Source organism: Vibrio japonicus, from assembly GCF_024582835.1.
Classification (GTDB): domain Bacteria; phylum Pseudomonadota; class Gammaproteobacteria; order Enterobacterales; family Vibrionaceae; genus Vibrio; species Vibrio japonicus.
This window is the reverse complement of sequence record NZ_CP102096.1, coordinates 430,982-457,009: the sequence shown is the minus strand read 5'-3', so window position 1 is coordinate 457,009 and position 26,028 is coordinate 430,982. Positions and strand designations below refer to the sequence as shown.

Sequence of the window (26,028 nt, the reverse complement as noted above, 5' to 3'; positions counted from 1 at the left end):
TAACGCTTTATTACTAAGCGGTCTAATGAGATGTACATCGCAAATTAAACAAGATGCTGATTATGTGAGCAATGCAAGGTATGAGAACCAAATAAAAAGACATACCCAGTTCATTCGGTATAAGTTTAGTGAAAATTCAGAACATAATTTTACTGCACGAGTAGAAGAATGGTCCGTTAGGCCATAATAAGGTCTTGTTAGATAGATAAAAAATCCCCCTACTTTCGGACTAGGCAAGTAGAGGGATTTTTGAACAATCGAAAAATTAACTCCGTGATAAGCTACTTTTTATCGCCTTTCTCACTGTACATTTCTTCGATTTCGTCCTGATATTTATCGTTAATGACCTTGCGGCGTAGTTTCTGGGTTGGCGTTAATTCGCCTTCATCCATCGAAAAAGCCTTTGGCAGCAGTTTAAAGCGCTTCACTTGTTCAAACTTCGCTAACTCTTTCTGCAGATCATTGACTCGTTTCTCAAGCATCTCGACGATTTGGTGGTGCTTAATCAGCTCAACACGGTCATGATATTTAATATTCAGCTCTTTCGCGTACTCTTCTAGGCTATCAAAACACGGCACAATGAGAGCCGAAACAAACTTACGCGTATCTGCAATGACCGCAATTTGCTCGATAAAATGATCTTTACCGATGGCACCTTCAATCATTTGCGGTGCAATGTACTTACCGCCAGATGTTTTCATCAGCTCTTTGATGCGATCCGTGATAAACAAGTTTCCATTCTCGTCAAAATGACCCGCGTCACCCGTTTTCAAGAATCCATGCTCATCGAACGTTTTTTCCGTTTCTTCCGGCATTTTGTAGTAACCACGCATTACCATTGGACCACGAACAAGAATCTCGTTGTTTTCGCCAATTTTTACTTGCGCACCCGGCATCGACATACCGATCGAATCTGGGTCGAAGCATTTATCATCCCAACAAGATACGGTCGCCGTGGTTTCGGTCATTCCGTAACCCAGCTTGACGTTGATACCAATCGCATGGAAGAAACGACCAATAGTCTCATCCAATTTTGCACCACCACAAGGCATGAAATTAATGCGCCCACCTAGCAGTGCTCGTAACTTAGATAGGACGAGCTTGTCAGCAAGATTGTGTGCTTTTTTAAGAGCAAACGAAGGCTGTCGACCTTGTTGATGACACACCGCCATTTTCGCTCCCATATTCACAGCCCAAGTGAACATCACTTTGCGCATAAATGGGGCTTTCGCTACTTTTTCATGAATGGCAGAAAAGATCTTTTCGTAAAAACGAGGAACTGCACACATGACGGTCGGGCGTACGTCACTCAGTGCTTCTCGCACTTGCATTGTGTCTTGCAGGTAACAGTTAGTTGCGCCTTTGTAGAGCACATAGAACGTCCAAGCACGCTCAAATACGTGAGACAGTGGTAAAAAGCAAAGTGACACGTCGTCTTGAGAAAGGCTCAGTCTCTGATCGTGTCCTTCAAGCTGCGCTCCGATATTGGCGTAATCGAGCATGACACCTTTTGGCTGACCTGTCGTACCAGAGGTGTAGATCAACGTAAGAAGATCGTCAAAGTTTGCGTCTGCGAGGCGTTGATCCAGCTCAGTTTGGTGCTGTCTTTCACCTTGCGCGATAAACTTATCCCAAGTCATCACAAACGGGTGATCACCAACTTCGATATCATCAGACATGACCACTATCAGTTCTAGCTGTTCACATTCGTCAAAAATAGATATTGCGGCATCCAGTTGAGGTTGCTCACCAACAAACAATACTCGCACATCCGCATTTTTTAGGATGTAAGCTGACTGAACTGCCGTGTTGGTCGGATAAATAGGAACTGTCACCGAACGGACCTGAAGCGCTGCAAAATCAGCGATTGTCCACTGCGGCATGTTATTTGAGAAAATCCCTATTTTGTCTTGAACTCTTAACCCTTGAGCCAATAATGCAAGTGACAAAGCATCCACTTGATGGCCAAACTGCTTCCAACTGATGCCGTTCCACATATTGCCCACTTTATGTTTTAGGGCAATACGATCACCGCCTTGAGCAATCTGTTCACGTATTTTTTTTACGATATGAAAATCTAAGTTGGTCATCTTTTCTACCTTTAGCTTACACATGTAAGCTTTTGAGCGCACAAGTGTACATTTCGGATGCTAAAAGGCAACTGACGCTTATCAAAGTTATCAATTAAATAGTAAAAAACCTTGAATGAAGCTATCCCATTCAAGGTTTTTAAGACACATATTCGATATTTTTTAAGCAATAGCGACGACTTCACCACAAATCTTCATTAGATGGTCACGCAACCAAATGTGTCCTTTATCTTTTTCATTCGATTCATGCCAGCTCAGGTAACCGCTGATTTTACCGTTGTCGAATGGGAAATTGAGTACTTGCAGGTGTTCTCTATTTGCCGCATTTTCTACCATCCAACGTGGAGCAATAGTCACTAGGTCTGACTGGCCTACGACATAAAGTAAGTTACTTAAACTTGCACCTTCATAATACGCCTGAACATCCAATTCACGGTAAGCCTGCTCAGAGAAGCTACGTTGACCATGAACACGTGATAACTTAGCGTGTCGCTCACTGCGAAGTTGCTCTACGGTCACTTGCGATTGAATGCGAGAATGTGACTTTGCCGCCACAACAACTAATTCGTCTTGGAAGATTTCAGTGCTCGAAAAGCCTTGCTCATCAAAACGAGAGTAATCGATAACAAAGTCCACTTCTTGGTAACGCATTCTCTCTGCCAATTGATGGTCAAATTCTGCGTCCAGGTGAAGTTGAACGTTAGGTGCTTGCTCGTGAATCGAAGACATGATTTTTGGCGCGAAGCGCATATCACATGGGCTGCAAATCGATAGCTTAAATAGACGACTTGACGTCTCTGGTGAGAAAATCGAGCTCGGCAACTCGTTACGAATCAACTGTAACGCTTGGCGAATTGGGCCAAACAGTTGACGTGCACGTTGAGTCGGTTGAATACCGCGCCCTTGACGCATAAATAACTCATCGTTAAACATGACTTTCAAGCGAGCAACTGCGTTACTGACCGCAGGCTGAGACATACCTAAATTGTGCGCCGCTCGAGTAATGTTTTGCTCTTGCATCACTGCATCAAATACTGTGAGTAGATTTAAATCCACTCCGCGTAATGTGCTTTCCATACGGTAGTTGGTCACACTACCAACAGAGTCTTTCTTGTCAGTCATTGGTCTGCCTCTAGAATCAATATTGCCATTTTTGCTAATCGTTAGCGTTCGGGAATAGAGAACCTGTTTGATATTATATGGGTGTGCTGGATAGTGACCAGCGAGCCGCTAATATCAACGAATCCATGATTTCAAGGCAACTAGATTGATAACTAATCAGTATTTTTTATCTATAATTTTATATAACCATTATGAATCAATCAGATAGCGATTATATAAAAATTTATAAATGACAAAGTAATCCACTGAAAACAAAGGCAAGTTTTACTTAATACTTGAGGGTTTCACAGAAAGTTTTCTATAAGCTGGAAAAATACAATCTAAAAAACCACAAAGGCTAACGAATGAGTTAGCCTCGCATTTGGCGTGACAGAACTAAATATTAGTGACGTAACTTGGAAAATCGACCTTATCCCAGAGATGGGTCGTCAGTTCTGATTTGTTTTCCCAATCCCCTTTAATCACCCAATCCGCAATCGCCTGAGCAACATCTGGGTAGTTAACGCTTTCAGCATGAGCTTCATCTAACCAGTGACGTAAAATGGATGCATCCAATACCTCCATTCCCGTAGCCAAACCGAGGTCTTCTAACGTTGCCACATTACTCATTTGTTCAAACTGGCCTGTTAGCGGTTTAAGCAGTAATTTTTTGCCCAGAGTGAGCGCTTCTGAAGGGAGTTCGAAGCCGCCATTCGCTATCACTCCGTTACAGCGATGCAAATGACACTGGAAACCATCAAAGCTCAATGGTCTCAGCTCTATATTTTCCACGATTTCCACTTCGATTATATCTGGGTGGTAACAGATAAAGCGTTGGCGAGTGAAGCGAAAAAGTAGGTCTGTTACGTCATTGATATTTTCAAATGGCAAATAAACTAAAATGAAATCCTCAATTTCCTTTTGAGTATCTGCTGTGTGAACGATGGGAGGCAAAATAGGTTGGTCAAAATGATACCAATGCAATCCTATCCGATGCTGAGCTGGGGCAAAGTGTTCAATAATCTTTTTATCTAGCCAACCCGCCCCCTTTAACGGAACGGAGTATCGAAAAGCATTTTGGTGGCTAATACTGATAGATGGAATACCTTGCCTTTGCGCCGCCCAAGCGGAAACGGGTTCAAAGTCGTTGAGGACCAAATCGTAACCGCTCAGATCTAACGCTTTCACCTCTTTATAAAAGTGCAAGATGTTATTGTTCAGGCAAGTTTTTAAGTAACTCACCTTGCCATTATGGGTAGCAAACGTAAGTCCGCGACGAGTCTGATAAGTGCCAAATTCTTCCATTGAGAAGTATTTATCTTTATCTCTTCCAGAAAACAAAAAGTCCGCTTCTACACCGCTGTTTTTTAGGGCTTGGCACATGGCTCTAGCACGCGCAATGTGACCGTTTCCTGTCCCTTGTACACCGTAAAATATCTTCATTCATTTCCCCTTAGGCAAGCAATGTTAATGCAAGGCGAGCACAGCCTATTCCTAAGAAAGCACCCAAGACTACATCGGTTAAAAAATGAACCCCCAATAAGATTCGGGAAGCTCCAATCAGTATCGCCCAAACAAAAGTGAACGTTTCCAAACTCGGATAGAAATAGCTCGTCAGAGTGGCCATAAGGAATGCTGCCGCGGTATGCCCTGACGGTAAGCTGTATCGATCAGACGGTGTAACAAAAGAAGTAACAAGATCAGACAACTCTTCTGGCCTACGGCGCTTAATGAGGTTTTTCGCAGCCCAATAAATCGGAAGTTCAATACTAAAGGCCAGCAATCCCACCAGCAAAAACAGCAAACCTCGTTCACCATCAAGCAGCCACGCTAATACGCCCAGTAAGATATAAAGATGACCATCTCCTGTATGAGATATCGCTTTGCTCAGTTTGGATACAGGATGTGAAAAACGATGTTGTAAACAAAATAGCGAAAAAGCCAAATCCAGTTTGGCAATTGGGTCTATAGAACGCATAACCTACTCCCAACTCGGTCGATTCTCGTTCAATGTAAAAGATAACAATGACAGTTCAGTGAAGCTTTAAGGGTATTCCGATGAAACTGTAAATAAAAAAGAGAGGCTTCGCCTCTCTGGTTTACTACCTAGGTTTAGAACTGGTAAACCCCGCCCAGCACCCACTGCCTCTGGTCTTCTTTGCTGCTGTCAAACCACGATTGCTGTGCCTCGGTATACACCTTGGCGTCTTTGGTAATGTGGTATTCAACCCCAGATGTCACCGCATGCTCATGACCGCGTGATATATCTTTTTTGCCAGAAATGGACTCTGCCGTCACGTAAGCGTGCACTGGGTCTAACAGTTGTACTTTGCCACTAACGCCCACCGTCTGAGCCGACGCTGATTCCGTGCCATCTTCCAAAGAATAATACCCAAGTGTGGCACCTAGTCGCCAATTTTGCCCACTGCTCAACTTTCCAGTTTTTACCCCGGTTGCCGCTACACTCCACGCTGTCGAACCATGTTGGTAATTCGTCAACTGAGAGGCCACGCGCAATTGAATATTGTGCGGCTCAATCTTGTATCGAATACCAAAACCCAATCCGTCTTCTACTTCGGTCTCTGCCACTTTCAGCGACTCTCCACCCGCACGTAGACGAACACTTCGGTCAAGCTTTCGACTGCCGTTGGCCTGTGCTTCTAGCCTCCAATCTTGCCAATCCAATTGGTAACTCAACGTGTTTTCGTTACGTTTGTTGTTCATTTCATCTCGGGTGTAATGCGCGACTCCGCCAAGCTTGTTGCTAAAGTCGTAATTATCCAAGTTATGGATCAGCGCTTCTTGTTTCCCCCACGCGACCATACCGTAATCGGTATCTACGCCAACGTGAGCCAACCTCAACGAAAACAGGTCATCGTGATGGGATTGATTAAAATGGCTACCGACTTCCACCACCCCACGCAGACTCACATCGGGTACGAGTTCGTATTTCCCTTTGAAGCCCACGCGACTGGAGTCGTCTTGGAACTGAGTAGCAGGTGACTGGTGCTGTTTGTAATGCAGCACGGCTTTTAGCTTACCGTAAGCTTCAAGCTCGTAGTGATCATTTTCGTATAGTGTGACGTCCGCGTAAGACGCCTGACTCAACAAAAAAATAGGTGAAAGAAGGCAAAAAATAGATTGGCGTTTCATAAGTGCTTCCAAAGCTAGATTGAACTGATGGAGACACAATAAAACAGGTTAGCTGACAGGAAACTGAGGGAAGTTGTAAGCTTCCTGTCAGCTAAGATGAGAAGGTTAACCGTATTTCGAGCGTGCTGCCGTAGGCTCGATGTACCATGTTTCCTTTTGCTTTCGACAAGCGGTGTATGTACCTTGCTGCGTGTTGCCTTGCTTCGAAAACAGGTAGCGAAACTGACGACAAGTGAAAATTCCTGTGATTTTCTTATCTACCCGTTGGCTGCCAAAAGACTCGTTGTGAGTAATATATTTTGGGGTCGTTAAAGGGTTCGGTTGCGTTGAGAGTAAATCGCGATAAGAGATATTTGATGCGACATAGTTACTGTGAACATACCCTTTTATCACGCCATTTTGAGAGACTAGATACCAAGGCTGCTCGGAGACTTTAGCAATAACATTAAAAACATCGCCTCGTTTAAGCGCTCCTAATTTTGTTCCCGTCACTAAAGGTTGATGACGAATATTGAGCGTCGTTGTCGCACGGTAAGGTACATCCATAAACTCAAAGTCTTGTAGCTCGTCTACCTTGTCTATGGCTTGTCTTTGAACGTCAATCGCTAGCCATTCTGTTGGTTCCAATTCAATCTCCCAACGCGATGCGGTTTGGCTATCGATACCACTTAAGCGATGACTCCGTTCATTCTCCAACCCTTTGACCAGTTGCTTTAGCAATTTATCGCGTTCTTGTTGACTGAAAAACAGATCGATGTCATCGCTGATTCGTTGCACCTTGCGCGCATGAGAGAGCATAACTTCATTAGAAATGGCCTCAATTTTTGAGCCAGTCTGCAATATCTGACAGCCACTTAACGTGAAGCAGGCGAACAACAACACCTGCAATTTAAACCGCATCGTTTATCCCTCCGGGCAACTCGATATAAACTTTAGCGCCACCGAACTCTGATGATTCGACACCAACTACCCCCCCGTACAGCATAACAACATCGTGTACGATATTTAAACCCAGCCCGGAGCCTTCTGTTGTCTCATCTAAGCGACGACCAGGTTTAAATACATGTTCACGTTTGGATTCTGGAATCCCAACACCATCATCTTCAACTTCAATCACAATGCGATTGTCTTTTAACGCCACGTTCACTTGCACTCGGCTTACAGCCCATTTACAAGCATTATCAATCACGTTTCCAATCACTTCTTCTAGATCGTGTTGATCACCACGGAAGTACAAGTTTGCGTGGCAACGAAAACCTAACTGCAATTGTTTTCGTTTGTACAACAGCTCCATAGAAAAAAGAATGTCACTCACACTTTCAGACACATTGGTCTGCGCCGCCAATTGGTTCATTGACCCTGCTAACCTGGCTCGTGCCAAATGTGTGTGTGCATTTTGAGAAAGTTTATTGAGCTGCTCACTCATCACCTGCGCGGAGCTATCGCTGATATTGTCGAGTTCATGTCTGAGCACTGAAATAGGGTTTTTCAATGCGTGTGCTAGATTTGCCGCTTGCAGACGTGAACGTTCCAAAATAGCCGTATTATGAGCCAGCAGTAGGTTGATTTCGTCGCCAAAGTTTTGCAACTCTTGTGGCAAATCCGCATCAATTTCGCGCTTCTCTCCACGACGTATCGCGGCAATATTGTCTTCCAGCTCTTTTACAGGGCTGAGAACCTGACGCACCTGATTCCAAATAGATAACGTGACTGCTGCGACCAAAATCAACATGACAAAAAACAATAGTTTGCCGTAGGCATAAACATCTTTTGTTATGTCGTTGACCGGCCCCGAAACCAAAAATTGCAAATGCGTGTTACCTTGTGAAAACTCTACGGTTTGAATTCCCATCCTCAATTTCTGCACAGGCCCCATAAGTTCGATACGATGAAAGTCATATTCTTCGTCATGATCCACCAGCGGTATAGGTTGTTCACTGTATAGAGAGTCCGACTGAAACAGCACTTGGTTATTATGGTCAATAACTTGCCAATACCACCCTGATAAAGGCTGGCTAAACATTGGGTTACTCGATGAAGAGCCCATCACCACCTGACCATCAGCCTGGACTTCAACGGCTGCAACCATGTCGTAAAGTTGGTTTTTTAGCATTTCATCAAAACGCTGTTCTATGTGCTGCTCAAACATATACATAAGCAGCGCCCCCACATTCAGTATCGCAAGTAAATACCACCCTACCCCAGTGCGAACCACGCGGCGAAGCAGCGAATTTTTCTTATTCTGATTCGCTCTAGCCAATTTCATTCAATTGGTATCCTTGGCCTCTGCGAGTTTGAATTTGTTGAGTGCCCATTTTCTTACGCACTCTGTTCACTAGCACTTCAATCACATTGGAGTTGTGCTCGTAATCCATTTGATAAAGGTGCTCGGTAAGTGTGGCTTTAGAAACGACTTCACCTTGATGATTCATGAGGTACGAAATCAAACGATATTCAAGAGACGTTAAATCTAGGTGCACTCCAGATAAAGACACACGCTGTGAGGTTGAATCTAACTCCAATTCACCACAGGTCAAGATCGCGCTTGCGTGGCCATTTGATCGCCGAACTAACGCTTCGACCCTCGCCAATAACTCTTCCATTTCAAAGGGTTTGACCAAGTAGTCATCTGCACCTGTTCTCAGCCCTGTGACTTTTTCTCGCCACGTATCCCGGGCGGTCAGGATAATCACTGGCATTTTATTCCCAGCTCTTCTCCATTCGGTCAAAACACTTAAGCCATCTTTACCTGGTAAACCTAAATCCAAAATAGCAATATCATAATCTTCGGTATCTCCCTGAAACCAAGCATCGTTTCCATCATGGGTCATATCTACCGCAAAGCCATGGCTACTCAGTGCTCGGGAAATTTGCTCCGCTGCCTGAATATTATCTTCAACTACTAGTGCTCTCATCCTAAGCTCTCAACTGATTAATCGTCGTCATCGTCTCTATCATTATCATTGTCGTCATCGTCGTCATCCCGTGAAGAAGAGTGACTTCTTCCAGATGAAGAATCCGATTTGTCGCGATCATTTTTATCTGAAACAGGTTTAGGTACGTAAAGCTCTTTATACGTGGCGGCGTCATAATACCGGTTCACTACCCTACCACTGGCATCCAGTATTTTGAGTTCAAAGACAGGTTTGCATTCTTTATTTATTGCGGATGCTTTCAGTAGCGTATCGCCACGTTGATGAGCGTTTTTCTTCACCTCTTTCATAAACTTAAAAAAAGTGGCTGCCGAAGGTTTATCACTGCAATTAGCCTGCGCTGCGCCTGAGAACATCACAAGCACAGTACATAAACACACAGACCATAGAGAATAGATTCGACGCAAATGACAACCTTTTGGACAGAAAGACGCAGAGTAAAAATAGCATTACAAACCTTACCGTAACCTTACAAACCCTATCAGCTTTCCGTCAGCACAACCCACTTAGAATGTAATCGTTCAAACAAAGCGCACATTAAAAAAGGAAACAAATCATGAACATTACTACTTCTAAGAAACGTCTTATGGCAGCTAAACAATCATTCGTTACTCGCCGCGTAGCAAAAGAGTCGATGGAAAGCCTAATAGAAGACTTGAGCTATTCCCCAAAGGCTGGCGACCTTATCCTGGCGAAAGTTAACTTGATTGGACACCACACTCGTACGGAGCGTGTCGATGGTCGAAAAGCCAAACTATTTGAAGGCGATGAAGTGATTCTTGCTTATGGTAATCGTTACGCTCCTGATCAGTTTGAAGCTGTGATTCCTGAAGATTTGTCGCCATGTCACATGGTCGCTGCTGGCGGTATCGCAGCAAAAGCCTTGTCTTGGCACGCAAAAATTGAGCTCCCAACGGAAATTACGCCGATTGGACTGATCGCCGATAAAAACGGCAAGGTCATTAACCTTTCGGATTACTCCGTTCCAAATGCTCTATCAGTACCTAACGTGCCAAATGTCACGGTGGTAGGAACGTCGATGAATGCGGGTAAAACAACAACGGCGGCTCACATTATTCATGGCTTAACGAAAGCAGGCTATCAGGTCGGTGCGATGAAAGTGACAGGTACTGGTGCAGGTGGAGATTTGTGGTTGATGCAAGACGCAGGTGCGAAAAGTGCGGTTGACTTTACGGATGCTGGATTCCCGACATCATTTAAAGTCGACGAATCTGAACTTATGGGTATTGTGAAGAAACTCTCTCAAGCGCTTGTAAACCAAGGCTGCGATGCCATTGTGGTAGAGATCGCCGACGGTGTATACCAAAAAGAAACGCGCGCACTGCTGCAAAACCCAGAATACAAATCACTGTTTAAGAGTGTAGTGTTTACGGCCAGAGAATCTCTCGGCGCAACCGCTGGGGCGCAGTGGTTAAAGAGTGAGGGTTATCATGTGCCAGCCATCAGCGGAATGATCTGTTGCTCACCACTTGCAGCGCGCGAGGCCGCTCATCAGGTTCAGTTGCCGATCCTTGATCTCGAACAACTAGTGAACCCGGAGACAGCTGAATCACTACTATCACTCGCTCAATCTTTCAGCGCGACCGCATGAAGTTAATTCCAATCTTTTCTGGCGTTCGTAAATACTGGCTTCTGACTCTAATTGGCGTCGGAGTCAGTATTGCCATCGCCAATATTGCTTCAGTGATGCTGCTCAAAAGCCTGTGGCAAGCGGACTCATTTACTCATCTTGTATTCGGGTTTGCCGCCATCGGCATTCTGGTATTCATCCTTTCCATTGCCGAAGGTTATTGTGCGGAAAAGCTCGGCCAAAACTACGTCAAAGCCATACGTTGTCAGCTGTATCAAGGGCTACTAAGCGCGCCAAGTTACCTTGCGCCAAAACGCGTTGGCGTGGTGATGAGCAGACTCATTACCGACAGTAATCAGATAAAAAACTGGGCCTCAATCGGAATACCTAAACTAACAATTCATTCCATTTCGACATGTGGGTTAGCTATATTTTTGTGCCTAAATTGGGGAAAACTGGGATGGATAGCAATGGGTCTGATCGCGGTTTACTCGCTCTCTATGGCGGTGTTGACGCCTAGAATGTATAGACTCGCGCTAGAAATTAGACGAGACAGAGGCAGACTAAGCGGCTTTCTGGGAGAAACTATTATTGCCAGCCGGACGATTGATCAATTTAACCTACTTAACCGAGAAACAAGGCGCTTGGCTCGTCATAGCGATAGACTGGCTAGCAGCTCTGTATCTCAAACGATTTTCAGTGCGGCTTCACGCCACCTCAGCACTCTTATCGCCCAAACAATGACGCTTCTTGTACTAGTTTTGTTCCTATGGGAGAACACGCTACCTAACCAAGAGCTGGCGGTTGTGATGCTGACTCTTGGATTACTTTTCAATTCACTTAAACAACTTAATATCAGTTGGAATTACGCCATTACGTTTTACGCGGCAAAAGTTCGACTCGAATTCGCACTGAACAACGCAGCACCAACACAACCAGAAAAAGAGACTAGGCTGAGAGCTCAATGCGGTCACTCTATTCACCTGAAAAACATACAGCTTACTAAAAATTCTGAACCAATCAGTCGGACTATCAATGCGGGTTCTGCCGTCCACATAGCAAATAGTGAGGAAGCCGAAATATTGGTCGATGTTCTCTCTAAACATCGGTTACCGATTGCAGGGCGAGTCACTATTTCAGGACGACGGCTAGAGTGGCTTTCGCAACACAGTATAAACAAAAGTATCGTGACGATAAGTCGCTCCAGCCACCTTTTGCGAGGAACGGTAAACTCTAACTTAAAAACATCCAATGCGAAAAATGAACTACGAGATGATCTTTTGGCTCATTTTGAGTTACACAACGAAATCATCAATGAAAGTATTACTGAGCTCGGAAGCAATGTATCGTCCGAAATGTATGCCAAACTGCTACTCATTAAGTCACTTTTGCGCCTGCCAGGATTGCTCATCATCTCTCATCCAGATATTTGTGCAAATTCATCGTTGATGGAGAAAGTCCTGATGTGGCAAACGCAAACGGGGGTCACTCTCATGATTATCGGCATGGTATCCCAAAACGTATCAGAGAAACTGCAATACGTTGATATAGAAGAAATAAATACAGACAGAATACGAAATATTGAACCGAGCAAACTTAACGTTCGGGAAAAAAATTGACCATTTTCTGTATTTACGGTTGACGTACCAAAGAGAGTGCGGTACTAATTTGTTAACTCAATTTTGTGGTTTCTTTAACACCGAAACAGGTTTTATATAACAATGACAAACAATATTTCTATCCTGCTGAGCCTCCTCCTTATCGTGACATCATCGCGCGGGTAGGCTGTGGAAGAAAAATAACCACAAAGAGAATTCCTAAAACCCGCATCCAGATGCGGGTTTTTTTATATCTAATTACCGGAAGTAAACGATTAACTGATGCAAATTGCATCTAAATCAAAAAGGAAGCACACATGAACGATCAAGTCATTATTTTCGACACCACATTGCGTGATGGCGAACAAGCGTTGTCAGCAAGCTTGACAGTTAAAGAGAAACTGCAGATTGCCTATGCGCTTGAAAGGCTCGGCGTTGATGTCATCGAAGCGGGTTTCCCTATCTCTTCACCAGGTGATTTCGAATCTGTACAAACCATCGCTAAGAACATTAAGAACAGCCGGGTGTGTGCCCTTTCGCGTGCCGTTGCGAAAGATATTGATGCAGCCGCTGAAGCATTGAAAGTTGCTGACCAATTCCGAATCCACACGTTTTTAGCGACATCTACTATCCACGTCCAAGATAAGCTTCGTCGCAGCTATGACGATGTGGTCGAAATGGCGGTAAACGCGGTTAAACATGCGCGTAATTATACAGACGATGTAGAGTTTTCTTGCGAAGATGCTGGTCGTACACCAATCGACAACCTATGTCGTATGGTAGAAGCTGCCATTAATGCAGGTGCTACAACGGTGAATATCCCTGATACCGTGGGCTACACTGTCCCAAGCGAATTTGGCGGCATAATTCAAACTCTATTCAACCGTGTTCCAAATATTGATAAAGCCATTATCTCTGTGCACTGCCACGATGACTTGGGTATGTCGGTAGCAAACTCAATCGCTGCGGTTCAGGCTGGCGCACGTCAAATCGAAGGCACGATCAACGGTATCGGTGAACGCGCTGGTAACTGTTCTCTAGAAGAAATCGCAATGATCATCAAGACTCGTCAAGAGATCTTGGGCGTTCATACTGGCATTAAACACGAAGAGATCCACCGTACCAGTAAGCTGGTCAGCCAACTGTGTAACATGCCAATTCAAAGCAATAAAGCGATCGTCGGTGCCAACGCATTTAGTCACTCTTCAGGCATCCACCAAGATGGCATGCTGAAGAACAAAAACACTTATGAAATCATGACACCTGAGTCTATTGGACTTAAGAACCAAGCGCTAAACCTAACTAGCCGCTCAGGCCGCGCTGCCGTTAAGAGTCATATGGATTCCATGGGTTACAAAGAAGACGAATACAACCTAGATGCTCTATACACAGACTTCTTAAAGCTAGCCGATCGCAAAGGGCAAGTATTCGATTACGATCTTGAAGCTTTGATGCACTTCTCTAACCTTCGTGAAGAAGACGACTACTACAAGTTGAACTATCTAAGCGTTCAGTCTGGTAGCGTGATGGCAACAACCAGCATTAAGATTCAATGTGGTGACGAAGAGAAATGTGAAGCGGCTGTCGGTAACGGTCCTGTCGATGCGCTTTACCAATGTATCTATCGTGTAACAGGTTATGATATTGTGTTGGACAAGTTTGATCTCACGGCAAAAGGTGAAGGTGAAGACGGTCTGGGTCAGGCTGATATTATCGCCAACTATAAAGGCCGTAAGTACCACGGTACGGGGGTTTCAACCGATATCGTTGAAGCTTCAGGCCAAGCACTACTGCACGTAATTAACAGCATCCATCGTGCAGACCAAATCGCCGTGATAAAACAAAAGAAAATCGCAACAGTATAAGACAGGCTCCAGGGACGAGAGTCGTCCCTGGTCAGCTAAATAATTAGAATTAAAGGACTAACATGACAGACAAAACGTATAAGATTGCCGTTCTACCAGGAGACGGTATTGGCCCAGAAGTAATGGAGCAAGCGCATAAGGTGCTGAATGCGGTCGAAACTAAACACGGTATTTCTTTCGAGCGTGAAGAGCATGATGTCGGTGGTATTGCGATTGATAACCATGGCTGTCCACTTCCAGAGAGCACAGTAAAAGCCTGCGAAGAAGCCGATGCCGTACTTTTCGGTTCGGTTGGTGGTCCAAAATGGGAACATCTTCCACCAAATGACCAACCTGAACGCGGTGCACTATTACCATTGCGTAAGCACTTCCAACTATTTTGCAACCTACGCCCAGCCCAAATCCATACAGGTTTAGAAGCGTTTTCTCCTCTACGTGCAGATATTTCCCAGCGCGGTTTCGATATCGTTGTGGTTCGTGAACTAACAGGTGGTATTTACTTCGGTCAACCGAAAGGCCGTGAAGGTGAAGGGGCGAATGAAAAAGCGTTCGATACTGAGGTTTACCACCGTTTTGAAATCGAGCGTATTGCTAAAATTGCTTTCGAATCAGCGCGCCTACGCAGTAAGAAAGTCTGCTCTATCGACAAAGCGAACGTTCTTCAGAGCTCTATTCTATGGCGTGAAGTGGTTGAAGAGATCGCCAAAGACTACCCAGATGTAGAGCTGTCTCATATGTACATTGATAACGCGACGATGCAGCTAATCAAAGATCCTGCACAGTTTGATGTGATGCTATGTTCAAATATCTTCGGCGACATCATTTCTGACGAATGCGCAATGATCACTGGCTCCATGGGCATGCTACCTTCAGCAAGCCTTAATGAGAGCAAGTTTGGTTTGTATGAGCCAGCAGGTGGCAGCGCGCCAGATATCGCAGGCAAAAACATCGCGAACCCTGTTGCACAAATTCTATCTGCAGCTCTAATGCTACGTTACAGCTTAGGTGAAGAAGAGGCAGCTCAAGATATCGAATCTGCCGTTTCAAAAGCACTTTCTGCAGGTGAGCTTACTGCGGATCTAGCGGGAGACAAACCAGCGCTATCGACTTCAGAAATGGGTGACAAGATCGCTGAGTACATTTTGAACTCGTAATACAAACCACATTCATAATAAATACAAAACCCTCGCTTGCAATAGAAACCCATGACTTAACGCTCAGTCATGGGTACTAGAACGCAGTAAATACCGTTCTAGTAATAAGGACGACGAGGAAAGGAAGCAAACATGGGCAAAACATTATACGAAAAAGTCTACGACGCGCACGTTGCCGTAGCAGCTGAAGGTGAAAACCCGATTCTATATATCGACCGCCATTTAGTACATGAGGTAACCTCACCTCAGGCGTTCGATGGTCTACGCGAAAAGGGCCGTAAAGTTCGTCAGGTAGGCAAGACTTTTGCCACAATGGACCACAACGTTTCAACCACCACGAAAGACATTAACGCGTCAGGTGAAATGGCGCGCATCCAAATGGAAACGCTGTCTAAGAACTGTGAAGAGTTTGACGTTACCCTTTACGATATCAACCACAAATATCAAGGTATCGTGCACGTAATGGGCCCGGAGCTAGGGATCACCCTTCCAGGTATGACGATAGTATGTGGTGATTCACATACCGCGACTCATGGTGCATTTGGCTCACTAGCTTTCGGTATTGGTACTTCAGAAGTAGAGCATGTTTTAGCGACTCAAACGTTAAAGCAGGCTCGTGCTAAAACCATGAAGATCGAAGTTAAAGGTAAGGTTGCTCCTGGGATTACCGCCAAAGATATCGTTTTGGCAATCATCGGTAAAACCACCGCTGCGGGCGGCACAGGTTATGTTGTTGAATTCTGTGGTGAAGCGATTACTGACCTTTCAATGGAAGGTCGTATGACCGTATGTAACATGGCGATTGAACTGGGTGCTAAAGCAGGCCTAATCGCTCCGGATGAAACGACATTCGAGTACGTAAAAGGACGTAAGTTCTCACCAGAAGGTGCCGACTTTGACGCAGCAGTAGAATACTGGAAAACACTGCATACTGATGAAGATGCAAAATTCGATGCTGTCGTGACACTAAATGCCGCTGACATCAAACCTCAAATCACATGGGGTACTAATCCAGGTCAAGTGATCGCTGTAGATGCTCCGATTCCATCTCCAGAGAGTTTTTCAGACCCAATCGAGAAAGCCTCAGCTGAAAAAGCACTCGCGTACATGGGACTAGAAGCAGGTAAGTCTCTTTCAGATTACCCAGTTGATAAAGTGTTTGTCGGTTCATGTACCAACTCTCGTATCGAAGACATGCGTGCAGCGGCAGCGGTTGCGAAAGGTCGCAAAGTCGCTTCTCACGTTCAAGCCCTAATTGTTCCAGGGTCTGAACAAGTGAAAGCACAAGCGGAAGCAGAAGGCTTGGATGTAATTTTTAAAGAAGCAGGCTTTGAGTGGCGTCTGCCAGGCTGCTCAATGTGCTTAGCAATGAACAACGACCGTTTAGGTCCCCACGAGCGCTGTGCATCGACTTCAAACCGTAACTTTGAAGGACGTCAAGGTCGTGATGGTCGTACACATTTGGTAAGCCCAGCGATGGCAGCCGCCGCTGCAATTGCTGGTCATTTTGTTGATATTCGTGAGTTGGACTAAGGAGAAACTAACATGTCAGGTTTTAAACAACACACAGGCTTGGTAGTTCCTCTAGACGCTGCAAACGTCGATACCGATGCGATCATTCCAAAGCAGTTCCTACAAAAAGTGTCTCGTCTTGGTTTTGGTAAGCACCTTTTCCACGACTGGCGCTTCTTAGATGACGCGGGTGAACAACCAAATCCAGAGTTTGTAATGAACGCTCCACGTTACCAAGGTGCATCGATTCTACTAGCACGCGAAAACTTTGGCTGTGGTTCTTCGCGCGAGCACGCGCCATGGGCACTGGCTGATTACGGCATTAAAGCGATGATTGCGCCAAGCTTTGCTGATATTTTTTACGGCAACTCGATCAACAACCAAATGGTTCCAGTACGCTTAACCGAGCAAGAAGTCGATGAGATCTTTCAGTTCGTTGAAGCCAATGAAGGTGCGCAAGTAGAAGTTGATCTTGAAGCAATGAAAGTAAGAGCTAATGGTAAAGAGTACTCATTTGAAATTGATGAATTCCGCCGTCACTGCTTGCTAAATGGTTTAGACAATATCGGCCTAACACTTCAGCACGAAGATAAGATCGCTGAGTACGAAAGCAAGATTCCAGCTTTCTTAAAGTAAGTAGGCTAAAGTAAAAATGAGGTTGGCACATGCCAACCTTTTTTATTTGAAACTAATCTTTCATTATCTTGGTCTTATCTGCATCAACTTCTTATGAACATTACAAAAAATGAAAGCACTGTTACTCCTTACCCTTTCTTTATTCTCAGTGAGCACATTCGCTGCACCTAAATCTGAGTTGTGGCAATACTGGAACTCGTCTAACGAGAATTCTGCCATTAAAGTCAATCACCAAAAGTGGCAAACGATATTGGATAAATATCTTATCACTGAGAGGGGGAACACTCTGTTCCGATACAAAAGTGTCTCTTCTTCTGATAAGAAAAGTTTAAAGAGCTATATTCGAGATCAGTCATCCATTGACCCACGTCAACTGACCAAAGCCCAGCAGTACGCTTACTGGGTCAATCTATACAACGCTGTGACGGTGGATTTGATACTTGATGCGTATCCAATTAAATCGATTACAAAACTTGGCGGGTTATTCAGTTTTGGCCCTTGGGATGAAGAGATGGTGAAAATAAACGATAAAAAAATCACCTTGAATGACATCGAACACCGAATCTTGCGTCCGATTTGGAAAGATCCGAGAACACATTATGCTGTGAACTGTGCAAGCTTAGGCTGCCCTAACCTACAGACTCAGGCCTTCACAGCAATTAACACTGAACAGTTACTTGAAAACGCTGCGAGCACATTTATTAATAGCGAGAAAGGCGTCAAAGTCACAGATAAGCAAGTTCGCCTGTCATCAATCTACGAATGGTTTGCTGAAGACTTTGGTACAAAGTCTCAGTTAATCGCTCACCTAGCTAAATATCGACCAGAGCTAGTCAATTGGAATGGTAGAGTTGTATATGACTATGATTGGTCATTAAATGAAAAAGATAGCTAGAATTGATTGGTGCTTAGTGAGGGTTATTCTTCAGATCGACAAACCCTATCTATCAGGATAAACAAATACGAAAAAGCCCAAGTCTTTCAACTTGGGCTTCTTCTAAATAAGTGGCGGAGCGGACGGGACTCGAACCCGCGACCCCCGGCGTGACAGGCCGGTATTCTAACCAACTGAACTACCGCTCCGCACTGGTTAGACTCTTGAGTCAAAATAAGAACCTGGCGATGTCCTACTCTCACATGGGGAAACCCCACACTACCATCGGCGCTACTTCGTTTCACTTCTGAGTTCGGCATGGAAATCAGGTGGGTCCAAAGCGCTATGGTCGCCAAGTAAAATTCTTTATCTTCTGTTTTAAGCTCTAATCAAAGCGTAAAAAAGACGATAAATGGTGCTGATACCCAGAATCGAACTGGGGACCTCATCCTTACCAAGGATGCGCTCTACCGACTGAGCCATATCAGCATCTTTTATTCGTGTCCATGAGGACTAAAAAAGCCCGCTTTTTCAAACGGGCTCTTTAAAATTTAAAGCCTGGCGATGTCCTACTCTCACATGGGGAAACCCCACACTACCATCGGCGCTAATTCGTTTCACTTCTGAGTTCGGCATGGAAATCAGGTGGGTCCAAATCGCTATGGTCGCCAAGCAAATTCTTACTCTCTATTTCTAGAGAAAATCTGGAAAGCTGTTTTGTGTTCTCTACACATTCAATGTTCTTACTTTGAGTCCATCAAAACCCTTTGGGTGTTGTATGGTTAAGCCTCACGGGCAATTAGTACAGGTTAGCTCAACGCCTCACAACGCTTACACACCCTGCCTATCAACGTTCTAGTCTCGAACAACCCTTCAGGACTCTCAAGGAGTCAGGGAAGACTCATCTCAGGGCTCGCTTCCCGCTTAGATGCTTTCAGCGGTTATCGATTCCGAACTTAGCTACCGGGCAATGCGTCTGGCGACACAACCCGAACACCAGAGGTTCGTCCACTCCGGTCCTCTCGTACTAGGAGCAGCCCCCTTCAATCTTCCAACGCCCACGGCAGATAGGGACCGAACTGTCTCACGACGTTCTAAACCCAGCTCGCGTACCACTTTAAATGGCGAACAGCCATACCCTTGGGACCGACTTCAGCCCCAGGATGTGATGAGCCGACATCGAGGTGCCAAACACCGCCGTCGATATGAACTCTTGGGCGGTATCAGCCTGTTATCCCCGGAGTACCTTTTATCCGTTGAGCGATGGCCCTTCCATTCAGAACCACCGGATCACTATGACCTGCTTTCGCACCTGCTCGAATTGTCATTCTCGCAGTCAAGCGGGCTTATGCCATTGCACTAACCTCACGATGTCCAACCGTGATTAGCCCACCTTCGTGCTCCTCCGTTACTCTTTGGGAGGAGACCGCCCCAGTCAAACTACCCACCAGGCACTGTCCTCACCCCGGATGACGGGGCTAAGTTAGAACATCAAACATACAAGGGTGGTATTTCAAGGTCGGCTCCACCGATACTGGCGTACCGGTTTCAAAGCCTCCCACCTATCCTACACATGTAGGCTCAATGTTCAGTGCCAAGCTGTAGTAAAGGTTCACGGGGTCTTTCCGTCTAGCCGCGGGTACACTGCATCTTCACAGCGATTTCAATTTCACTGAGTCTCGGGTGGAGACAGCGTGGCCATCATTACGCCATTCGTGCAGGTCGGAACTTACCCGACAAGGAATTTCGCTACCTTAGGACCGTTATAGTTACGGCCGCCGTTTACCGGGGCTTCGATCAAGAGCTTCGACCGAAGTCTAACCCCATCAATTAACCTTCCGGCACCGGGCAGGCGTCACACCGTATACGTCATCTTACGATTTTGCACAGTGCTGTGTTTTTAATAAACAGTTGCAGCCACCTGGTATCTGCGACTCTCAATAGCTCCATCCGCAAGGGACTTCACCGTCAAGAGCGTACCTTCTCCCGAAGTTACGGTACCATTTTGCCTAGTTCCTTCACCCGAGTTCTCTCAAGCGCCTTGGTATTCTCTACCCGACCACCTGTGTCGGTTTGGGGTACGATTCCTTACAATCTGAAGCTTAGAGGCTTTTCCTGGAAGCATGGCATCAATGACTTCACACCCGTAGGTGCTCGACGTCGTGTCTCAGCCTTAGAAAGAGCCGGATTTACCTAACTCTTAAGCCTACGCACTTGAACCTGGACAACCGTCGCCAGGCCCACCTAGCCTTCTCCGTCCCCCCATCGCAATTGTAAGAAGTACGGGAATATTAACCCGTTTCCCATCGACTACGCTTTTCAGCCTCGCCTTAGGGGTCGACTTACCCTGCCCCGATTAACGTTGGACAGGAACCCTTGGTCTTCCGGCGAGGGGGTTTTTCACCCCCTTTATCGTTACTCATGTCAGCATTCGCACTTCTGATACCTCCAGCAAGCTTTACAACTCACCTTCAACGGCTTACAGAACGCTCCCCTACCCAATGCAGTAAACTGCATTGCCGCAGCTTCGGTTTATAGCTTAGCCCCGTTACATCTTCCGCGCAGGCCGACTCGACTAGTGAGCTATTACGCTTTCTTTAAATGATGGCTGCTTCTAAGCCAACATCCTAGCTGTCTAAGCCTTCCCACATCGTTTCCCACTTAGCTATAATTTGGGACCTTAGCTGGCGGTCTGGGTTGTTTCCCTCTCCACGACGGACGTTAGCACCCGCCGTGTGTCTCCCGGATAGTACTTACTGGTATTCGGAGTTTGCAAAGGGTTGGTAAGTCGGGATGACCCCCTAGCCTTAACAGTGCTCTACCCCCAGTAGTATTCGTCCGAGGCGCTACCTAAATAGCTTTCGGGGAGAACCAGCTATCTCCAGGTTTGATTGGCCTTTCACCCCTAGCCACAAGTCATCCGCTAATTTTTCAACATTAGTCGGTTCGGTCCTCCAGTTGATGTTACTCAACCTTCAACCTGCCCATGGCTAGATCACCTGGTTTCGGGTCTATATCCAGAGACTGAGCGCCCAGTTAAGACTCGGTTTCCCTACGGCTCCCCTAGATGGTTAACCTTGCCACTGAATATAAGTCGCTGACCCATTATACAAAAGGTACGCAGTCACAGGACAAAGCCTGCTCCTACTGCTTGTACGTACACGGTTTCAGGTTCTATTTCACTCCCCTCACAGGGGTTCTTTTCGCCTTTCCCTCACGGTACTGGTTCACTATCGGTCAGTCAGTAGTATTTAGCCTTGGAGGATGGTCCCCCCATATTCAGACAGGATATCACGTGTCCCGCCCTACTCGATTTCACTGAATGTGCGTTGTCAACTACGGGGCTATCACCCTGTATCGCCGGACTTTCCAGACCGTTCGTCTAACGCATATAAAGCTTAAGGGCTAGTCCAATTTCGCTCGCCGCTACTTTCGGAATCTCGGTTGATTTCTTTTCCTCGGGGTACTTAGATGTTTCAGTTCCCCCGGTTCGCCTCTTGCACCTATGTATTCAGTACAAGATACGTGCTTATGCACGTGGGTTTCCCCATTCGGAAATCCCAGACTCAAGTGGCTTTTACTGCCTAATCTGGGCTTATCGCAAGTTAATACGTCCTTCATCGCCTCTGACTGCCAAGGCATCCACCGTGTACGCTTAGTCACTTAACCATACAACCCCAAAGAGTTTCGCGAAGCGAATCTTGAGGATGTTGTTTAAACAACCAAAGTTGCTATCTCATTATTTGAATGAGCGAGATAGCTTTCGATTTTGCCGGACTCAATTTCTTTTTATTTTACTTTTTATAAAAGTGAAAACAAAAAGCCAAGAACACTTGAATGTGTTGTATTGGTGTTTGTCTTTAAAGACAAACATTGAGAACTTTACAAACAATCTTAAAAGATTGTTTTGTCAGCTTTCCAAATTGTTAAAGAGCTAATCACTTCAAAGAAGTAACCATTTTTAAGAACACTTAAGAAAATGCGCTTAAAGATGGTATCCCGTAGGGGAGTCGAACCCCTGTTACCGCCGTGAAAGGGCGGTGTCCTAGGCCTCTAGACGAACGGGACACTAAGTTGAACATCTTGGGGGATGTTCTTTCTCTTAAACTACATAAACCATCAATCTGTGTGAACACTCATCGCAATAATCATCGTATAAGGAGGTGATCCAGCGCCAGGTTCCCCTAGCGCTACCTTGTTACGACTTCACCCCAGTCATGAACCACAAAGTGGTAAGCGTCCTCCCGAAGGTTAAACTACCTACTTCTTTTGCAGCCCACTCCCATGGTGTGACGGGCGGTGTGTACAAGGCCCGGGAACGTATTCACCGTGGCATTCTGATCCACGATTACTAGCGATTCCGACTTCACGGAGTCGAGTTGCAGACTCCGATCCGGACTACGACGCACTTTTTGGGATTCGCTCACTCTCGCAAGTTGGCCGCCCTCTGTATGCGCCATTGTAGCACGTGTGTAGCCCTACTCGTAAGGGCCATGATGACTTGACGTCGTCCCCACCTTCCTCCGGTTTATCACCGGCAGTCTCCCTGGAGTTCCCACCCGAAGTGCTGGCAAACAAGGATAAGGGTTGCGCTCGTTGCGGGACTTAACCCAACATTTCACAACACGAGCTGACGACAGCCATGCAGCACCTGTCTCAGAGTTCCCGAAGGCACCAATCCATCTCTGGAAAGTTCTCTGGATGTCAAGAGTAGGTAAGGTTCTTCGCGTTGCATCGAATTAAACCACATGCTCCACCGCTTGTGCGGGCCCCCGTCAATTCATTTGAGTTTTAATCTTGCGACCGTACTCCCCAGGCGGTCTACTTAACGCGTTAGCTCCGAAAGCCACGGCTCAAGGCCACAACCTCCAAGTAGACATCGTTTACGGCGTGGACTACCAGGGTATCTAATCCTGTTTGCTCCCCACGCTTTCGCATCTGAGTGTCAGTATCTGTCCAGGGGGCCGCCTTCGCCACCGGTATTCCTTCAGATCTCTACGCATTTCACCGCTACACCTGAAATTCTACCCCCCTCTACAGTACTCTAGTCTGCCAGTTTCAAATGCTATTCCGAGGTTGAGCCCCGGGCTTTCACATCTGACTTAACACACCACCTGCATGCGCTTTACGCCCAGTAATTCCGATTAACGCTCGCACCCTCCGTATTACCGCGGCTGCTGGCACGGAGTTAGCCGGTGCTTCTTCTGCAGCTAACGTCAAATGAATGTGCTATTAACACAACCACCTTCCTCACTGCTGAAAGTACTTTACAACCCGAAGGCCTTCTTCATACACGCGGCATGGCTGCATCAGGCTTGCGCCCATTGTGCAATATTCCCCACTGCTGCCTCCCGTAGGAGTCTGGACCGTGTCTCAGTTCCAGTGTGGCTGATCATCCTCTCAGACCAGCTAGGGATCGTCGCCTTGGTGAGCCCTTACCTCACCAACTAGCTAATCCCACCTGGGCATATCCTGACGCGAGAGGCCCGAAGGTCCCCCTCTTTGAGCCGAAGCTATTATGCGGTATTAGCCATCGTTTCCAATGGTTATCCCCCACATCAGGGCAATTTCCCAGGCATTACTCACCCGTCCGCCGCTCGACGCCGATATCGTTCCCCGAAGGTTCAGACATCTCGTTTCCGCTCGACTTGCATGTGTTAGGCCTGCCGCCAGCGTTCAATCTGAGCCATGATCAAACTCTTCAATTTAAAGTTTTGATTCCCTAAACAAATAGGGGAGGCTCAATGAATACTGACTTCAAAACTACTAATGTAATTTTAAAGCTATTATCGTTCCAACAGAACGATAATGAATTGACTGTGCTGAATCCGAAGATTCAATGGTCACTTCGTATCATTGAAACCTAAATTGTTTCCGAAGAAACTATTTGGATTATCATCAACGAGTGCCCACACAGATTGATAGGTTTATATTGTTAAAGAGCTTTGCTTTCGAGAAACTTTCTTCTCAAAGCGGAGGTGCATTCTAGCGAGATGATTTGAAGAGTCAAACACTTTTTCAAATTAATTTTCTCGAGAGATTTTAAACCTCTCTAACACCGCTGAGGCCTTGTGCCGTCTGCCGTGTCAGTGGATGCGCATTATAGGGAGTTACATTTCGTTGGCAAGCAAAAAAAGAAATTTTTTCATATAAAACGGCCCAATTGAGTGTATTTCAACCAACCCCTTACTTGCCCCCACGTTATACAAGCTTTACACACAAAAATCTGTGGATAACTACTCATCAGAATCAAAGAAATAAGAGATTCGTGATCTCGGGTTTAGATATTCTCTGACTCTGTCTGGTAGTTTTTGAGGCAAAACAGCGCTGACTATATTTATATCCCGCTCTGCTAAATCAATAATAGGGGCTTGGGTACGAGGAACGGAAGGGTCGTAAATCAGCACATTAGGAAAAAGAATATTGCTCACATTCACGGATATCACTAATCCAACCATGTCATTGGACAACTGTACTACTGTGCCTGGTGGGTATATCCCCATAAATTTAATTAGCAGGCTTAAGTTGTCATTGTTGTATAGGTGCTTGCAGTTCTTATATAGATGAGACAGCGCTACATATGGAATTTTCTGTTCTGAGGGAACATTATGGTGGCAAAGATTATCGTAAGCATTAGCCACACTGACGATTTGGGTCAACTCATCAATGTCTTCTTCTTTTAATCCTGCCGGATAGCCGGAACCATTGTTCAATTCATGATGCTGTTCAATGACTTTCTTCGCAGATTCAGGAAAGCCTTCAATATTATTGGCCAGCTCTATCCCATATTTGGTATGGAGCTTGAGATAGTTTTTTTCTGGCTCAGTCAATGGCGTTTGTTTACGAACAATTGCGGTTGGGACTTTTATTTTCCCTATATCATGAAAAAGCGAAGCAAACGCAACCTGTTTGATTTGCTCTGGTTGCAGGCGCTTCGCTTTCGCAATCATCATCGAGAGAACTGCCACATTCAACGAGTGGAAGTAAACATCTTCAAACTCACTCTTACCATTCATTAAATGCAAAGTGACATTATCATCATTAAGTAGCTGTTCTACAATATCACTGACAAGCAGGCTTGCTTCGTTTAGTGCTTGCTCAGGACGATTGCGTATTTTGTTCATCACTGCGCGCATACGTGACAATGAGCGTTCAAACTCTTTCTCGCACTTGATCACTCTTCGTCTATAAGCACTTAGCTTCTCAATTCGCTCTTGTTTCTCTTTCCATAACAGCTCAGCTTCTTTATCTATGTTCTCTAGCTGTTCATCACCGCTTTCAGGAGTGGGGAGTGACTGCACTGGTAACGGTGGGGCATCGCTTTGAGAGGGATTCATAAAGACATGTTTAATCCCAAGGTAACGGATCAAACGAATTTGCTCGTCATCTTTAATTTTGAAGCTATTAAATAAGAAAGGATGCTCATTCCATTTTACAGGCAGCCGAATGTGTAACCCCGGCTGGATTCGGTCTACGGAAATCTTTATGCTTGCCACGTTATGTAGATATCTTTAATTTACT

17 protein-coding genes, 3 tRNA genes and 4 rRNA genes are annotated in these 26,028 nt (G+C 45.5%); 7 read left to right on the top strand and 17 right to left on the bottom strand.

Annotation, left to right across the window (positions count from 1 at the left end):
• Positions 1-281: 281 nt before the first annotated feature.
• The 9 genes from NP165_RS02250 to NP165_RS02210 form a co-directional block, all read right to left on the bottom strand.
• A complete protein-coding gene (locus NP165_RS02250) occupies positions 282-2,090 on the bottom strand; it encodes an AMP-dependent synthetase/ligase (RefSeq protein WP_257084718.1) in 1,809 nt (602 codons plus the stop codon).
• Between the two features lie 162 nt (positions 2,091-2,252).
• Positions 2,253-3,212 (bottom strand): transcriptional regulator LeuO, encoded by a 960-nt coding sequence (leuO, locus tag NP165_RS02245; protein ID WP_257084717.1) that lies wholly within the window; start codon positions 3,210-3,212, stop codon positions 2,253-2,255.
• A gap of 375 nt (positions 3,213-3,587) precedes the next feature.
• Complete coding sequence (locus tag NP165_RS02240) at positions 3,588-4,634, bottom strand: MJ1255/VC2487 family glycosyltransferase (RefSeq protein ID WP_257084716.1); 1,047 nt, start codon at positions 4,632-4,634, stop codon at positions 3,588-3,590.
• A gap of 10 nt (positions 4,635-4,644) precedes the next feature.
• Positions 4,645-5,169, bottom strand: a complete 525-nt coding sequence (locus tag NP165_RS02235; RefSeq protein ID WP_257084715.1) for a phosphatase PAP2 family protein — start codon at positions 5,167-5,169, stop codon at positions 4,645-4,647.
• Positions 5,170-5,303: 134 nt separating this feature from the next.
• Positions 5,304-6,344 carry a porin gene (locus NP165_RS02230; protein WP_257084714.1) on the bottom strand — a complete coding sequence of 347 codons (1,041 nt, stop codon included), beginning with the start codon at positions 6,342-6,344 and terminating at the stop codon, positions 5,304-5,306.
• 105 nt (positions 6,345-6,449) lie between these two features.
• A complete protein-coding gene (locus NP165_RS02225; RefSeq protein WP_257084713.1) occupies positions 6,450-7,244 on the bottom strand; it encodes an SH3 domain-containing protein in 795 nt (264 codons plus the stop codon).
• A complete protein-coding gene (locus NP165_RS02220) occupies positions 7,234-8,610 on the bottom strand; it encodes an ATP-binding protein (protein WP_257084712.1) in 1,377 nt (458 codons plus the stop codon). Before NP165_RS02220 ends, NP165_RS02225 begins: the two co-directional genes overlap by 11 nt.
• Positions 8,597-9,259 carry a response regulator transcription factor gene (locus NP165_RS02215; protein ID WP_257084711.1) on the bottom strand — a complete coding sequence of 221 codons (663 nt, stop codon included), beginning with the start codon at positions 9,257-9,259 and terminating at the stop codon, positions 8,597-8,599. Before NP165_RS02215 ends, NP165_RS02220 begins: the two co-directional genes overlap by 14 nt.
• Before the next feature lie 17 nt (positions 9,260-9,276).
• Positions 9,277-9,684 (bottom strand): hypothetical protein, encoded by a 408-nt coding sequence (locus NP165_RS02210; RefSeq protein ID WP_257084710.1) that lies wholly within the window; start codon positions 9,682-9,684, stop codon positions 9,277-9,279.
• A gap of 149 nt (positions 9,685-9,833) precedes the next feature.
• On the opposite strand from NP165_RS02210, the gene NP165_RS02205 reads away from it, so the two are divergent.
• The 7 genes from NP165_RS02205 (at position 9,834) to NP165_RS02175 (ending at position 18,528) form a co-directional block, all read left to right on the top strand.
• Positions 9,834-10,889 carry a P-loop NTPase family protein gene (locus tag NP165_RS02205; protein ID WP_257084709.1) on the top strand — a complete coding sequence of 352 codons (1,056 nt, stop codon included), beginning with the start codon at positions 9,834-9,836 and terminating at the stop codon, positions 10,887-10,889.
• Positions 10,886-12,487 carry an ABC transporter transmembrane domain-containing protein gene (locus NP165_RS02200; RefSeq protein ID WP_257084708.1) on the top strand — a complete coding sequence of 534 codons (1,602 nt, stop codon included), beginning with the start codon at positions 10,886-10,888 and terminating at the stop codon, positions 12,485-12,487. Before NP165_RS02205 ends, NP165_RS02200 begins: the two co-directional genes overlap by 4 nt.
• Before the next feature lie 296 nt (positions 12,488-12,783).
• On the top strand, positions 12,784-14,331 hold the full coding sequence (leuA, locus tag NP165_RS02195; RefSeq protein WP_257084707.1) for a 2-isopropylmalate synthase: 1,548 nt from the start codon (positions 12,784-12,786) through the stop codon (positions 14,329-14,331).
• Between the two features lie 62 nt (positions 14,332-14,393).
• Entirely contained in the window at positions 14,394-15,485 is a 1,092-nt protein-coding gene (gene leuB / locus NP165_RS02190; protein ID WP_257084706.1) for a 3-isopropylmalate dehydrogenase, read from the top strand.
• A 132-nt stretch (positions 15,486-15,617) separates the two neighbouring features.
• Complete coding sequence (gene leuC, locus NP165_RS02185; RefSeq protein WP_257084705.1) at positions 15,618-17,018, top strand: 3-isopropylmalate dehydratase large subunit; 1,401 nt, start codon at positions 15,618-15,620, stop codon at positions 17,016-17,018.
• A 12-nt stretch (positions 17,019-17,030) separates the two neighbouring features.
• Entirely contained in the window at positions 17,031-17,633 is a 603-nt protein-coding gene (gene leuD / locus NP165_RS02180; RefSeq protein ID WP_257084704.1) for a 3-isopropylmalate dehydratase small subunit, read from the top strand.
• 109 nt (positions 17,634-17,742) lie between these two features.
• Positions 17,743-18,528: a DUF547 domain-containing protein gene (locus NP165_RS02175; protein ID WP_257084703.1), complete on the top strand. Its 786-nt coding sequence runs from the start codon at positions 17,743-17,745 to the stop codon at positions 18,526-18,528.
• Between the two features lie 111 nt (positions 18,529-18,639).
• Here NP165_RS02175 and NP165_RS02170 read toward each other — a convergent pair.
• The 8 genes from NP165_RS02170 to NP165_RS02135 form a co-directional block, all read right to left on the bottom strand.
• A tRNA-Asp gene (locus NP165_RS02170) sits at positions 18,640-18,716 on the bottom strand.
• Between the two features lie 31 nt (positions 18,717-18,747).
• Positions 18,748-18,864 (bottom strand): 5S ribosomal RNA (gene rrf, locus NP165_RS02165).
• Between the two features lie 56 nt (positions 18,865-18,920).
• Positions 18,921-18,996 (bottom strand) — tRNA-Thr (locus NP165_RS02160).
• 67 nt (positions 18,997-19,063) lie between these two features.
• Positions 19,064-19,180, bottom strand: a 5S ribosomal RNA gene (gene rrf, locus NP165_RS02155).
• A gap of 105 nt (positions 19,181-19,285) precedes the next feature.
• Positions 19,286-22,176, bottom strand: a 23S ribosomal RNA gene (locus tag NP165_RS02150).
• 323 nt (positions 22,177-22,499) lie between these two features.
• Positions 22,500-22,575, bottom strand: a tRNA-Glu gene (locus tag NP165_RS02145).
• Between the two features lie 88 nt (positions 22,576-22,663).
• Positions 22,664-24,215 (bottom strand): 16S ribosomal RNA (locus NP165_RS02140).
• Together the 16S, 23S and 5S rRNA genes with 3 tRNA genes alongside form the textbook arrangement of a ribosomal RNA operon.
• 528 nt (positions 24,216-24,743) lie before the next feature.
• Positions 24,744-26,003 carry an HD-GYP domain-containing protein gene (locus NP165_RS02135; RefSeq protein WP_257084702.1) on the bottom strand — a complete coding sequence of 420 codons (1,260 nt, stop codon included), beginning with the start codon at positions 26,001-26,003 and terminating at the stop codon, positions 24,744-24,746.
• Positions 26,004-26,028: the final 25 nt, after the last annotated feature.

Coding starts and splice junctions, on each gene's coding strand:
- NP165_RS02235 (WP_257084715.1), bottom strand. CDS start 5,169: ATGCGTTCTATAGACCCAATTGCCAAACTGGATTTGGCTTTTTCGCTA.
- NP165_RS02225 (WP_257084713.1), bottom strand. CDS start 7,244: ATGCGGTTTAAATTGCAGGTGTTGTTGTTCGCCTGCTTCACGTTAAGT.
- NP165_RS02250 (WP_257084718.1), bottom strand. CDS start 2,090: ATGACCAACTTAGATTTTCATATCGTAAAAAAAATACGTGAACAGATT.
- leuC (WP_257084705.1), top strand. CDS start 15,618: ATGGGCAAAACATTATACGAAAAAGTCTACGACGCGCACGTTGCCGTA.
- NP165_RS02240 (WP_257084716.1), bottom strand. CDS start 4,634: ATGAAGATATTTTACGGTGTACAAGGGACAGGAAACGGTCACATTGCG.
- leuA (WP_257084707.1), top strand. CDS start 12,784: ATGAACGATCAAGTCATTATTTTCGACACCACATTGCGTGATGGCGAA.
- NP165_RS02230 (WP_257084714.1), bottom strand. CDS start 6,344: ATGAAACGCCAATCTATTTTTTGCCTTCTTTCACCTATTTTTTTGTTG.
- leuB (WP_257084706.1), top strand. CDS start 14,394: ATGACAGACAAAACGTATAAGATTGCCGTTCTACCAGGAGACGGTATT.
- NP165_RS02220 (WP_257084712.1), bottom strand. CDS start 8,610: ATGAAATTGGCTAGAGCGAATCAGAATAAGAAAAATTCGCTGCTTCGC.
- leuO (WP_257084717.1), bottom strand. CDS start 3,212: ATGACTGACAAGAAAGACTCTGTTGGTAGTGTGACCAACTACCGTATG.
- NP165_RS02205 (WP_257084709.1), top strand. CDS start 9,834: ATGAACATTACTACTTCTAAGAAACGTCTTATGGCAGCTAAACAATCA.
- NP165_RS02200 (WP_257084708.1), top strand. CDS start 10,886: ATGAAGTTAATTCCAATCTTTTCTGGCGTTCGTAAATACTGGCTTCTG.
- NP165_RS02175 (WP_257084703.1), top strand. CDS start 17,743: ATGAAAGCACTGTTACTCCTTACCCTTTCTTTATTCTCAGTGAGCACA.
- NP165_RS02215 (WP_257084711.1), bottom strand. CDS start 9,259: ATGAGAGCACTAGTAGTTGAAGATAATATTCAGGCAGCGGAGCAAATT.
- leuD (WP_257084704.1), top strand. CDS start 17,031: ATGTCAGGTTTTAAACAACACACAGGCTTGGTAGTTCCTCTAGACGCT.